This window comes from Stieleria sp. JC731, assembly GCF_020966635.1.
Lineage (GTDB): Bacteria > Planctomycetota > Planctomycetia > Pirellulales > Pirellulaceae > Stieleria.
Map to the genome: position 1 here is coordinate 470,855 of NZ_JAJKFQ010000011.1, position 12,768 is coordinate 483,622.

Sequence of the window (12,768 nt, forward strand, 5' to 3'; positions counted from 1 at the left end):
GTGATGTGGTGTTCTTCGTTTGGTGTTGGTGATGACTGTTTTCGTGGTGCCCAATCACTCGGGAGCCACGATTGTCGATCTGTTTGCTCGGTCACGGATGGCTTTCAGGAGGCTGCTGATGCCTACTTTCGTGCCGCCGTTCCTCTTGTCGTCTTTGGGCATTGGAGGTTTGGGTCGCTAGCCGGATGAATCGAAACATCCCCAGCCCGAACCCGATAAGCCCTCCAAATGCGAGTCCAATCGGACGCTCTAGACTAGCAGCTTTGTCGACGAGAGATCCGATGCCACCGAAGACCAAGCCGATGAATGCCAGTTCTAAACCGGCACCTGTCAAACGCATCCAAGGAGGCGACGTGCGGATTCTTGTCTCTCTGCCTTCGGTCGTTAGCTTTGCAATTGCCGCTTGCGGAGTGTTCGAATCGCCGGTCCGGTCGTTCGGTCGCGGATCTTGATCTTCGTTCAAGGTGACCTCTCGCCGGATCGTTGCGTCACTGCCCCGCGACTGGCGGAGGCAGACTCGACGCCACAGAGTTTGACTACGTCTGCCAAAAGAGATAGGAGGGGCGACCGTTAGCCGCAGGTTTTGTCGGCCTGTTGCAGGTTTTATCAGCCAGTTGATCGTGCAAGTTTGCCTGGGAGGCGAACTGCAGATCACTTCGATATTCGAACTTGCAGTCGTTGCTCAGTTCTGGCTGCTGGTGCGGCAGTCGTGGGAGGTTTCAGCGTTCAGCGGAATGTTGGAGGGTGTAGTCGTCTTGATCTCGCATGGGTGGCGTTTGGCTGAAGGGTGGGGCCGCGGCCGAGTGGGTCGAGTGACCATCTGCTTAACACTTGAACCTGATCATGTTAGGGGGGCTGGGATCGCTTAGGCAAGCTTTCACACGTGCGGTCTGCCGCGGTCAGCGAAAAAGGGGCGAAAAATCATCCCCGAACCGACTGAAACAAGGATTCTGAGTCTAGAAGTTTTTCGATTGGTTGCCATAATGGTTGTGGTGTTGATTACTCCTTTAGAGGCTCCTGAGCGGCTCGGTGACCCCGCCAAACCCCACTCTTTGGGATCTGTTGCACCCGATTTGGGAGAGCTGGGAGAAATCAACACAATTGGCCTGGAATATCGTGCGTCATCAAATTGTGAACTGCGAAGCCCCATGCAGATCGGTGAACAGATGGTTTTAAGAGCATTTGACGGCTCTGTTACCTTGGACGTGCGAAGTGTTTTGACCGCTGACATGGTTGAAGTGAACCTGATCGTTCGAGCGCCGAAGTTTTGGCTCAGGCATTCTGGTGTCTGCCAGCGTCGCGGATCGAGAACGATTGGATTTCCTGCCAATCGCCCCGCCCTAGCCGCATGACTAAATAGAATTTCCGGAGATAGAGCTTTGATTACGACTGCAGATCTCAAGTCCCAGACTCGTCGCGAGCTCGCCACCCTGGCCAAGAATTATGGCATCGCGGGTTGGCATGGGATGAGAAAAGACGAACTGGTCGATGCGATCAGTAAAACGCAGCGGCGACTTCGTCGTAAAGCCAAGGCATCGACCGGGGCGGCGACCAAAACAAAATCGACGAAAGCTTCAACGACGGTTTCCGCCAGCAGTCGAACGGCTCCGGATGCGAAATCAAAGAAGGCGACACGGCTGCCCGCGGAAACAACTTCGAAGATCAATCAAGCCAAAAACACCACTCGCCGTGCTGCTCCCGCAGCCAAACGCGGCCGCGCCAAGGGACGAAACGCTGTTTCGCTAAACGATCGTCCATTGCCAGAAATGCGAGCACCCAAGGTGTCGGCAAAAACAGCCCGTATTCGGGCTCAGTTGCGACGTCAAAAGGAGCAAGCTGATCGCCATCGGGACCTTTCCACCGGAACGTTGGTCGGCGGTGCTGCGATGCGAAATGGTGCCCAGAAGTCAAGTGAAGCTCATCGTGATCGCATCATTTTGATGGTTCGAGATTCTTACTGGCTGCAAGCGACTTGGGAGATCACCCGAGCAAGCGTCTCGCGAGCTGAGTCGTCACTTTCTGAACGTTGGCACACCGCAACACCCGTTCTTCGCGTGATGGCGGTCGAAGATGTTTCGAACAATTGTGCCGAAACAGTCATGCGAGATATCCCGATCCACGGTGGTGTCGATACTTGGTACATCGATGTGCAGGATCCGCCATCGCGATTCCGTGTCGCGATCGGGTATCTGACATCTGACGATGAGTTTCATTCGCTTTGCCGCAGCAACGTTGTCGAAACACCCAGCCCTGGTGAGTGCGAGCGTTTGGACGAACACTGGCATGACATTGCCGACGACTACGAGCGTATTTATTCGCTAAGCGGCGGCTACGAAAACGAAAGCAGCGACCTCAAAGAGATCTTTGAAGAGCGACTTCATCGAGCCATGCCTTCACGGAATGGTGCAATGTCATCGTCTGCCGACCCGACCCTGCTTCGGCAATCGAAGCTACCCTTCGAAGTCGATGCGGAACTGATTGTCTTCGGCAAAACTTCGGCCGGATCGTCCGTTTCGCTTGGCGGAAGGCCCGTTAAGTTGCAGAGCGACGGCACGTTCACGGTTCGAATGAAATTGCCCGATAAACGCCAAGTGCTGCCCGTTACCGCCGAAAGCCGCGATGGTATGCGGCAGCGGACAACGGTTATCGCGGTCGAGCGAAATACCAAAGTTCTCGAAGCCGTCGACGTCAAAGACAACCTGTAATTCAACCGACGTTCAGCGAGGCATCGGGAGCAACGAGAATGATTCGCCATTCTCCTTGCTCTCGGTGCCTTGTTTCGTTTTCGGGCTAGTGCGTCGTTCTAGCTCGGTTTTAGGACTGGCCGAATGGCATTAGCCACGGTTTCAGTGCAACAACCGGGGCTATGGCCCGTCGGCTGATCAATTTGATTCGCTGGCAACCACACTTAAAGACATCCTTTCGTCATCTAAACCTGCAGTCACCATGATCCAAACTCGTCCCTTCACTTTCCTTCTCGCGTTCGTCTTTGCTTCTTTGCTTTCGGTAAGCCAATCGCAAGTGTTTGCAGATGAAACGCGAGGAATTTCCGATAGCAAAGCAATTCGCGTGCTGCTAATCACTAGTGGTTGCTGCCACGACTACGATTTCCAGACGAAAACAATGCAGCTGGCTTTTGAGAAGCACGGGGTGCCAGTTCAGTGGACTGTGGTGAATGAAGGTGGCAACGGTACTGAAGCTCAAATCGACTTCTACAAAGATTCCAGTTGGGCAAAGAACTTTGACGTCTGCATCCACAACGAATGCTTCGCTGATACCACGGATCCAGCGTATATACGCAGCATTACGAAGCCTCACCAAGAGGGTTTGAATGCGGTTGTGATCCACTGCGCGATGCACACCTACCGAAGTGCAGAAATCGATGACTGGCGTCAATTGCTGGGGGTGACCAGTCGTCGTCACGATCACCGCAGTGCATACAAGCTGAAGGTCGCAGAGAAGCAGCACCCGATTATGAAGTCATTCCCGGATGGTCACACAATCGCAGACGACGAGTTGTACATCATCGAAAAGGTTTGGCCGAACACGACCGTATTGGCAACCAGTACTAGCGAGCGAACGGGCAAAGATCATCCGGTTGTCTGGACGAATCGCTACGGGAAGGCGAGAGTTTTCGGAACGACTTACGGTCACTCAAATTCGACCTTTGAGGATCCAGTCTTTTTAGATCTAGTCGTCCGAGGCACCGTTTGGGCCGCTGGACAAGAAAAGTAAAGCCTGACGCTATCGAGCTTGAATATTTTTAGCGACCGCCCATCGTCGCACTGATAGCAATGGATTGAAAATGCCCGAGTTGGGGGCGCAGCGCTCACTCGCTTGGTGAAGTTGCTGTCGCCCCGACCAACTTGGTGGGCAACACGCTTATGCCTCCGCTCGGCTCGCTACGGCGATTCGGTGTCCACCCATCGGGGCTGTGTTTGGGGTGGCTTCACCGCGAGCGGGCGTCGCCTTGTTCAGTTCACCGCGAACGATGCGCACATCCTTGGGGGCTTCAATGCCGATTGCGACGCGGTTTCCAGAGATTCGATTGACCGTAAGGATGATATCATCGCCAATCATCAACTTTTCACCAGCTTTGCGACTCAGGACCAACATTAGCTCTACTTCCTTGATTTCCATGAGGAAAGAAAAATTTGTCAAACGGTTCCGTACGACCGGTACAAACCGTATGCCAATCCGGTAATAACTACGCCCAAAGAGGCCATGTTTAACAGCGAACTTGAGAGAAACCGAGAAAAAACGCGGGATCCTTCTTTTTCCGAACCTCGGTAGCCTGCTAGCAATCTCAGATTGTCTCGCTCAACATGGAACCCTTGTCGCGAAATGAGACGCTCGGGAAACTCATCCTGCGACTTATTCGCTTCACCGGCACAGTTATCTGCAGCGTGTTGACACAGTTGGTCCACCCGCAGGAACGTGCCCACAAGAACTTATGATTTAATGGAGCGTGGAGGGCGAATGGCCTTTGTGGGTGAACCCACGATGGTCGTTCTGCAACGTTCAGGTGGAGGATTTGACCGACTGGGCCACTGCTAGCAAGCCATGCAGTTTCGGTCTCGTTCGACCGCCCATACGCCGATGCTATACTCCTGCTGAGGCGTGCTTCGTGCCCCGCCGCTCCAGAACGGACCGATGAAACGAACAATGCATCTAGACGACTTATTGAAGGATTGGGAATTTGACCCGCATACGCTAAACGTGCGGATGGTCAAAGGAAGTGACGGGCGGGATGTCATTCAGATGCGAGTTGACATGGGCGTGTTGCAATTGGAAACGACCGACCGGCCTGACGGTCAGATTGTCGAGGGGTATCCGACTTTTTTGCAGTACTTGCAGGAAGCGATTCTTGAAAAACCAGAGCTCGTCCTCGACGAAGACCAATGCATGGAAGTCGATCGCGAGTTCATGCAGTTTTACCATCGCCGAATCTGCTGGCTGAGATTGCAGTACTACAATCGGGCCGTCATGGACGCCGATCACACACTTCGCTTGATGGACGTCAGTGAGCGTGTCAGTCCAGATGAGGATTGGACTCGGTCCCACGAACAGTACCGACCGTTCGTTTTATTCCACCGAACCCAGGCTGCGGCCTTAGGTGCACTCGAGGACGATGAGTCTGGCGAAGAAGCGGTTCAAGCGATCAATATCGGCTTGGAAACGATTCGTGAATTCTTTACCAAGCACGAAGCCGAAGAGCACTTCGATGAAGACGAATTGGTTGTGCGGTTGGTTGAGCTCCGCGAAACACTCCGAAGTGAATACGAAGTCGGTCAAACGCTCCGCGAAAAACTCTCGGCTGCGGTTGAGCAAGAGCAGTACGAATTGGCCGCAAAGCTAAGAGACGAATTGAATCGCCGCGAATTGGACTGAGCGGTGTTCGACCGAAACGCTCGTTCTGGAGCGAACGGAGCGTCAATCGGGCATAGAAAAACCTGGCTCAGGAGGCCCGAGCCAGGTTTCTACTTTTGGCTGATCTTTGCATCAAAGCGGTTTATCAAAGGATTAAACCGCTTGAAGCAAATCCATTTCCTTAGCCAGTCGCTTACGAGCCACGTGTAGACGTCGCTTGATCGTACCGATCGGCGCTTGGAATTCATTGCTCATTTCGATCAAGGTCCGACCGTGTAGGTAGAACGCGGTCAAGGTTTCTTGGTCGAGTGAACCCAGACGATCGATTCCGTTTCGGACCGCTTCGGCTTGTTCACGGCTTTCGGCAACGTCTTCAGGAGCGTCGTCATCGGCACAGGTCGCCGCCAAGGTTTCCGGATCGCATGCGACAGCACCGCGGTTACGGGTGACGCGATTGATCGCCATTCGGTGAACGATTTGACGCAACCATCCACCGAAGGCTTCCGGGACACGCAACTGGTTGATCTTTTGCATCGCTTGGATGAAGACGTCTTGAGCAAGCTCGTCTGCTTCGTCGGCATTTCGAACTCGGCTCATCGCTCCGGCGACAATTGCGGGTCGGTATCGGTCAAACAGTTCACCAAAGGCTTCACGGTCGCCAGCTTGTGCGCGGACGACGAGTTCAGCAACGGTCAGTTCTCGTAAATCAAATTGGATCTCAGTATTGATGTTCATTGCTCGGTTCCTTCCGAAAACTGACGGGAACAAGGCTCTCGTTGGCCGTTGCGTTCCTGGAAAGTCAGCGTTTTCGGTAGTGGCTTGGCAACTCGATCTGCAAACACAGACCGGGCGTACAAACCGCGTACGTTGACGGATAAAGCAAGCCTGAGCGGGTGAGCGTGATCTGAGGTCGGGTTTTGACCTGCAGGTCTGTTTCACGCATTCAGGGGTCATGTATCAATCGCGGATGCCGATCGTTCCCGGTGAGGTTCGAAGCTGCGCCGAAGTCTGCTGAGCGAAGTGTTGTGAAAACTTCGATGCGTTTGTGCAAAGCCAGCAAACGCGATAGCGACAGTGGGCGAGCTACGAATGATTGGAACAGTCGCGACGAAGTCCAATAAAGGACGCGTGCGGCTGGTCAATCACCGGAGTTCGGCAAAGCTAAATTGAGTTGTCAGCGAAAACGATTTTGTCGGGTCCGCTGTAAGGCTCGATTCAGCAGTCTCTGCAGTGCAGAGCGTTGGGGCCGAAGCCGGTTAGGCCTAGCAGCCGTTTGGCTAGCGAACGTTTCCGTTTACTTGCCGTTATGGCTGTGGCCGGATCGGCGGTCGATGTATTCCAGTCCCAATTCCAATGGTGTTGCAGCTGATGCAACATTGGTTGGTGTCCTAGATACATGCCCTTCCCGGGTGATACAGACGCCATACAAAGACAGAGGTCTGATACGCGTGCAAACGTACCAACGCTCTTGACTTCACGGACACCGGCAATGACCAGGCTACGTGCGACAACTGCGATGATTTGTTCAAAACGCATTTCAAACCTCCCGGCACCTTTTGCGGTGCGGCGTGGAGCAGAGTTAATTGGACAATTGCGAAAACGCTCCCATGAGCGTCAGCGATGAAATATTAATGCACGACAAGCCCTTTGGCCCGTCAATTCACTGACGCGAAGCGGCAAATTTGCTAATGTACCGCCAGGGGTGGGTTCGCTTACCTACGCTAACCGTAGCGTAAGTGGTTCTGAAAGGCTAGTGAGTCAGACTAGTCCTTCCTTCTTGATGATCGTACAGACTCGGTCGGCAAAAAAAGGTTCACCGAAAAGTTTTCTTTTTTTGAGGGCGAACCAATGACCTCCAGGCAGATGTCTCGCCAACCACCACCACAGGATCATTTTCCCCGGAAATTGTGGGGTGAAATGCTTGGATTGCTACTGCCGCCAACGTGCAGGCTCTGTGACAGCTGTGTTTCCGAAGGCGAAGATTTTTGCGGCCAATGCGAAAAAGTGTTTCGGTCAAGCGAACATGTCATGCAGTCGGCTTGCCCGGTTTGTGGGCTTCCCGGGGCCGGTGCGTTCCGGTCACGAGCAGGCGTTTTTGCAGACACGGCCAAATTGGACCTAACTGTCCAGGCCGATCCGCAGCTACTGAATAAAGCCTCGTTGCCCGGCAACCATGCCGATACAGCGTTGGATCCAACGGCAGAGGGATGTTTGGGTTGTATCGGTAAATCGATTCATTTTGACGCCTGTGTCGCGATGTGGGTGTACCACGACTTAATTCGGGATGCTGTGATCGCATCAAAGTACGGACATCAAATGGCATTGGCTGATGCTTTGGGGCGTCGGCTCGGGAATTGCCTGTGCCGACATTTTTCAGATTCACCGCATGAAGTTGGTGTTCCGGACATCATCACGGCGGTGCCTTCCCACGTTTGGAGGCGAATTTCTCGTGGTGCTGGTGGCAGCCGGGTGATCGCAATGGGGCTTCGTGATGCGAATGCTGACGCATGGCCGCAGACAAAGCTTGTCGATTGTCTCGCGATGACGCGGCGGGTTCGCAAGCAAGCCTTGTTGGGCGAAAAAGAGCGGCAGGCCAATATTCGAGGGGCATTTCGGGTGACCGTGCCTGGTTGGCGTAGCCGAAAGCGTCCGTATTTAACGGGTAAGCACGTCCTTTTGGTCGACGATGTGATGACCACAGGAGCAACGGCGAACGAAATTGCGCAAACTTTAAAGAACGCAGGTGCGTCGCGTGTGACCGTTGCTGTTGTTGCGCGGGCATCCAGTTAGACGAGGTTTTTGAGCCAAAACTCGAGGATTTTCAGGCTGATAGTGTTCGTTTGAATCGTGTGAATTCGAGATCCTTACCAACGACTTTTTTTAAAGTGGATTTGGGTACTTGGAAAAATCGGCGGATTGCACGAAAAAGGCTCGATCAGAACAAAACGAATGCAAAGATGTTTGCGAAGACGCCGATTGCGCCTAGGGTGATGATGGTCGCCCGCGGGCGACTACTTTTCGATGGGGTCACTCCGAAGGCGAAGGGCTGGAGATTTCGGACCCAAATCACAAGCGATAGCGTAGATTTTCCTAGCATATGTGCCCTCGTCAGCCATCCAGGCTGAATTGATATTCCAGGTCATCCGTGAACGAGAAACCACAAACATCCCGATCAGCGCACTTCCGCGGCTTCATTCTTCGCGGCTTGGGCGTTGTCCTGCCGCCGCTGTTGACGATATCGGTGTTGATCTGGGCGTGGAACACAACCGAAAGCTACGTCTTGCGGCCGATGGAGTCGATGACGCGGACGGCGATCGTTTGGTACCAGGAAAGCCAATTTGGTGGCGGCGTGCTGGAAACCATTCCTGCCGAAGCGGTTACCCAGGGCGATAACTCGTTCACCTACGATGGCGTTCTGTATGTTCCTGGTCCAACTGGGCGTAAGTACCTGCCAGAGAAGGTTGTCGACACGGTTGATGAGAACGCGGACTACTTCACCGCTGACTCGCCTGCGTTGACATCGGCAAGTGGATATTGGCACCGCTACATTCAAGTGAAGTTGTTGCCACGGAAGTACGTGCTGCCCATCTTCATGATCGTGTTTGTCACGGTCCTCTATTTTGTGGGGCGGCTATTCACGTTCAGCCTTGGCCGCTGGTTTGTCAGCGGTTTTGATGCAGCGATCTTGAGGATTCCGATCGTCAACAAGGTCTATGGCAGCGTCAAACAGGTTACTGATTTTGCATTCAGCGAACGCGAAATTGAATTCAACAACGTGGTTGCCGTTCAGTATCCCAGCCAGGGCATCTGGTCATTGGGGTTTGTCACCGGCAACAGCATTCTGCAGCTTGCTGACGCGACAGGCGAGCCGATGCTAAGTGTGTTGATGCCCACGAGTCCGATGCCGATGACGGGATTTACAGTCACGGTGCGCCGCTGCGATACGATCGATGTCGATATGACGGTCGATGAAGCCATCCAATTCGTCGTCAGCTGTGGCGTCGTGGTTCCTCCGAATCAACGAATCACCCGCAACGGTAACGGCGGCGAAGGACGACCCAGAGCCAAGTATCGTGACGGAGCGGTTGTGTTGCCAAGCACGTCCACCGCTGAAAGCGATCCTTCGAGGGTTTAGGTTTCTTCGACGACGTTGCTCGGTTTTGCCTCGAGACGGCCCCGTAAAGATGTTTGACGCTTTGGGCAAACAACGTCTGTGAGAGTCAATGTTTTGCAGGAGAGTAGCAGGGGCTTTTCCCTGCCAGCATTTAGTCAGACTTTGATTGAGAAGCCTTTACAAGCTCTCGATACTTCTTGATTTGTGTGTGCAGGTGCCAATCGTCTGGCGTATCCAGCAAACATGCCGACTCGATCGCAAGTGCTTGCTGATTGTCGCCAATGCGATGCATCACTTCGGCTAAGGTATCGCGAAAGACGACACTGTCGGGCTCGAGGAAGACTGCCTGGCGACTGAGCCTTCGTGCGTCGTCGATTCGTTGGTTATTAACCGCCGCGGTCCAGGCAAAGTTATTCAGTGAGGTCGCGTCAAACGGATAGCGTTCGACATGCTTCAGACCGCGATCCATGAGACGGTCCATTGCTTCGGCTGCGATCGAATCCATTCCGGCTTCTTTGACTTTAGGAAGCAGTCGTTCGCCAAAATCGATATTCAGGCGATCGTAGTGTTCAATTTGTGCGATCGATTTTTTCGCAAGCGCTGAATCATCGGTATCAATTGCATGCTGCAGTTTGGTTGTACGAACACTTAGCGGCATCGCAATGTAGGTGCGTTCCAGATAGGGATCGTTCAAGATGCCTAAAACGGCGATGTCGCTCCACTTAACGACTTCATCCAGTGCAACGTTCAGTTGCGAAAAAGTTTCGGGGGCATCTTCATGCAGATTGCTGATAGCGCTCACATATGAAACGCTAACGCCAAATTGATCCGGGGCATCAGGGCCGGCGTAGCTGTTCTGAATGACAAGATTTCGAAGGATGGAAATCGCGAGCACTTCTTGATCATGCTCACGGACATAGTCAGAGAGTTCGTGTCGGAGTTTTAGCGAAGGTGACATCGCGATTAACGCGATCCGCGTTTCGTACTCCTTGGCAAGTTCTTGGTATCCAGAGCGTTTTGCGATCAACCATTTGCCCACTAGTGCTTTGGCAAAACCGACGCTGTGATCAAGCGTGATCACATTGGTGGTAGCTGTGAGCGCGCCACTGTCATTGACGACTTCGTCCCATAACGCCAGCGAGGCTTTCAGTTCGCCTTGCTCATAGGCGTTTTCGGCCAAGCGTATCATTGCGTCTGTGTCGCCTTGCATCGCAAGTAGTTGGTCACCCTGTCGCATCAAATCCAGGCGTCCGTGCAGCTGGAACAGCTCAAGAACGCTAGAAAACAGCTCTGCCGATAATTTACTTGTGTTCGTCTGAGATCTAGAACGCCAGTCCGATTGCGATTCGCCCATCTCCGCATTGGACAACATCAAGAACATCTTGTCGAAAAATGCTTGCTTGTCGAACTCGACCGCAAAGCGTCCTGTGAATGTGGGCGTTCGTCCTCGGAATAGATCGAATGTCGCGTTGAACCTTTGGAAGTAAGTGATTCGCGGGAACATCTGCTGCATCATCGCGAGGACGAAATCGAAGGTTTCGCGATCCGTTCCGGCTGCCTTCGCGATGACTTCGCGAGTCCGTGGGTTGGTGCTGTTGTCATTTTCTGTGACCGCAATCTTCGCTACCCAATCCATCTGCCGCACCCACGTCAGCTCCGTTAACGTTAGATCCAACAGAGAATGCCCCCAAGGAGTCACCATGAAGTCACGGCTGATCAAGCGTTCGTAGATCCGAAAGGCGGAATCTTTGTCATCGATGCGGATCAACAATCGGCAAAACGCGTAGAGCTGTTCGATCGACGGTGCCAATTCGCCGACACCGCGATTGGAAAGTTCGCGTTGCTCGGCCAAGGCGATATCGATCCATTGTTCAAGTTCACCCGATATTAACTGCGGATCATAGCCGCAATGAGCGATCGCCCGATCATGACGCGAGGCCGCAACGGCTATCTTTGCGGCACTTGCTTTGTCCGCTCGTGCCGCAACCTCGATCGCATCATCAACATTGTCGTGAAGAGCCAGAATGCGCCAACGCAGTTCATTCAACGTGCTGGCTTCGTTGCCGGGGTTGCTCAGCAAGAACTTCTTCGCGTCTTGTTCGATATCCGTTGCACCGGTGCGATGTGCGGCTGCGAAAAGCCAGGCATACGCTTCGACACGTTCCGGCTGATCAGCGACCGCATTGAGTTTGCTCTGTTCGGCAGCCAGGATCGCTTCCCAGTCCCCGGCGATAACTTTGGTCATTCGGATCATATCCGCATCGCCGGCTTGTTCGGCAAGCTTGATCGCAAGGGACGGATCACCATGAAGCGAAGCGAATAAAGATCGGCAAATCAATTGATCTGTCTGAGACCAAGTCCGCGCCGCTTTTGGCAAGCAGCTATCAACATCAATGGCCATACCGAGGTGATGCTTTAGATCCCAGATGGTACACGCTATCTCCTTGTTAATCGCAACCGTATCGAGTAGCTGCAATAGCGCTTCAAGTCGATCCAACTCAGCAGCTCGATCGACATAGATCGGAAAACGTTCGGTCAGCATTCGAGCGACTTGACGTTGGATCTGTTCGAATTCGATTGTGCCAGCTGACTCTTCGACGGCTATCAAGACGGCTTCGAAGGCACCTTGTTCAAGGACAGCGCCCAATGCAGCGTTGCGTGAAAGGCTTGTGCCAGAAGTTTTTGGCTGTGATTCGAGTTCGTTGACTCCAGGCAAGATTCCGCTTCGCCATTGGCGGAGGATCCATTCGGCACGTTCGGCAACTTCGGGGTCCTGATTCCGCGCGGCGTTTTGGACCGCTTGACGAGACAGTTCACGTTGACGCCACATCTCCAACGTGGCTCGTTGCCGATCGGCATAGCTACCGGTTGCCAACTGTTGCGGGCTGATTGCTTTTTCGGATCGCTGGCCAGTCTGAGTCTGTTCTGAAGCTGGCATCTGGGGCGTCCCGGATGCGGACTGTGCAACCGGTGTTGGTGCCGATGGATTTGTCGACGTCTGACCCCAGCCGAAGGGTAAGTCGGCGGCCAAACCGATCAAAAGCACAACAGACAGGCGTCTGGTTTGGGTGAGAAAGCTGGGCATCGCAAAACCACGACTGTACCTTCGGCAGCCGCCGACTCCATCGTCGATTCCGTTCATGCCGATAGGGTAAAGCAGCCTTTTCATTTTTCTCTGTTCAAACAACGCGGCGTGCACAACAGTGTTATCATTCGGGCTGATTCATCATACCATATCGGCATCAACCCTCCGATCTCATTGCTCAATTGCCCCGCTTCACACG

At 53.5% G+C, this 12,768-nt stretch carries 10 protein-coding genes; 5 read left to right on the forward strand and 5 right to left on the reverse strand.

Features of this window, described 5'->3' with window-relative positions; translation table 11 throughout:
• Nucleotides 1-91: 91 nt before the first annotated feature.
• Entirely contained in the window at nucleotides 92-463 is a 372-nt protein-coding gene (locus LOC67_RS18675) for a hypothetical protein (protein WP_230264220.1), read from the reverse strand.
• A gap of 916 nt (nucleotides 464-1,379) precedes the next feature.
• On the opposite strand from LOC67_RS18675, the gene LOC67_RS18680 reads away from it, so the two are divergent.
• Both LOC67_RS18680 and LOC67_RS18685 read left to right on the forward strand, forming a co-directional pair.
• On the forward strand, nucleotides 1,380-2,705 hold the full coding sequence (locus LOC67_RS18680) for a DUF4912 domain-containing protein (protein ID WP_230264222.1): 1,326 nt from the start codon (nucleotides 1,380-1,382) through the stop codon (nucleotides 2,703-2,705).
• 418 nt (nucleotides 2,706-3,123) lie between these two features.
• A complete protein-coding gene (locus LOC67_RS18685; RefSeq protein WP_230264223.1) occupies nucleotides 3,124-3,735 on the forward strand; it encodes a ThuA domain-containing protein in 612 nt (203 codons plus the stop codon).
• 147 nt (nucleotides 3,736-3,882) lie between these two features.
• Here the strand turns inward: LOC67_RS18685 and LOC67_RS18690 are convergent, their stop codons facing one another.
• On the reverse strand, nucleotides 3,883-4,140 hold the full coding sequence (locus LOC67_RS18690; protein ID WP_410001159.1) for a carbon storage regulator: 258 nt from the start codon (nucleotides 4,138-4,140) through the stop codon (nucleotides 3,883-3,885).
• Nucleotides 4,141-4,653: 513 nt separating this feature from the next.
• On the opposite strand from LOC67_RS18690, the gene LOC67_RS18695 reads away from it, so the two are divergent.
• Nucleotides 4,654-5,391: a UvrB/UvrC motif-containing protein gene (locus LOC67_RS18695; protein ID WP_230264224.1), complete on the forward strand. Its 738-nt coding sequence runs from the start codon at nucleotides 4,654-4,656 to the stop codon at nucleotides 5,389-5,391.
• 132 nt (nucleotides 5,392-5,523) lie between these two features.
• Here the strand turns inward: LOC67_RS18695 and LOC67_RS18700 are convergent, their stop codons facing one another.
• Nucleotides 5,524-6,105: an RNA polymerase sigma factor gene (locus LOC67_RS18700; protein ID WP_230264225.1), complete on the reverse strand. Its 582-nt coding sequence runs from the start codon at nucleotides 6,103-6,105 to the stop codon at nucleotides 5,524-5,526.
• Nucleotides 6,106-6,585: 480 nt separating this feature from the next.
• On the reverse strand, nucleotides 6,586-6,906 hold the full coding sequence (locus tag LOC67_RS18705; protein ID WP_230264226.1) for a hypothetical protein: 321 nt from the start codon (nucleotides 6,904-6,906) through the stop codon (nucleotides 6,586-6,588).
• A 381-nt stretch (nucleotides 6,907-7,287) separates the two neighbouring features.
• On the opposite strand from LOC67_RS18705, the gene LOC67_RS18710 reads away from it, so the two are divergent.
• Nucleotides 7,288-8,160 carry a ComF family protein gene (locus LOC67_RS18710; protein ID WP_261367027.1) on the forward strand — a complete coding sequence of 291 codons (873 nt, stop codon included), beginning with the start codon at nucleotides 7,288-7,290 and terminating at the stop codon, nucleotides 8,158-8,160.
• A gap of 355 nt (nucleotides 8,161-8,515) precedes the next feature.
• Complete coding sequence (locus LOC67_RS18715) at nucleotides 8,516-9,505, forward strand: DUF502 domain-containing protein (protein WP_230264228.1); 990 nt, start codon at nucleotides 8,516-8,518, stop codon at nucleotides 9,503-9,505.
• Between the two features lie 130 nt (nucleotides 9,506-9,635).
• Here LOC67_RS18715 and LOC67_RS18720 read toward each other — a convergent pair whose 3' ends face one another.
• The gene (locus LOC67_RS18720; RefSeq protein WP_230264229.1) at nucleotides 9,636-12,653 is read right to left on the reverse strand and encodes a hypothetical protein; all 3,018 of its coding nucleotides are present in this window, start codon (nucleotides 12,651-12,653) and stop codon (nucleotides 9,636-9,638) included.
• Nucleotides 12,654-12,768 lie beyond the last annotated feature (115 nt).

Bases quoted from the DNA above. Each gene is read 5' to 3' on its own strand.
- LOC67_RS18685 (WP_230264223.1), top strand. From the start codon at position 3,124: ATGCAGCTGGCTTTTGAGAAGCACGGGGTGCCAGTTCAGTGGACTGTG.
- LOC67_RS18690 (WP_410001159.1), bottom strand. From the start codon at position 4,140: ATGGAAATCAAGGAAGTAGAGCTAATGTTGGTCCTGAGTCGCAAAGCT.
- LOC67_RS18695 (WP_230264224.1), top strand. From the start codon at position 4,654: ATGAAACGAACAATGCATCTAGACGACTTATTGAAGGATTGGGAATTT.
- LOC67_RS18700 (WP_230264225.1), bottom strand. From the start codon at position 6,105: ATGAACATCAATACTGAGATCCAATTTGATTTACGAGAACTGACCGTT.
- LOC67_RS18705 (WP_230264226.1), bottom strand. From the start codon at position 6,906: ATGCGTTTTGAACAAATCATCGCAGTTGTCGCACGTAGCCTGGTCATT.
- LOC67_RS18710 (WP_261367027.1), top strand. From the start codon at position 7,288: ATGCTTGGATTGCTACTGCCGCCAACGTGCAGGCTCTGTGACAGCTGT.
- LOC67_RS18720 (WP_230264229.1), bottom strand. From the start codon at position 12,653: ATGAAAAGGCTGCTTTACCCTATCGGCATGAACGGAATCGACGATGGA.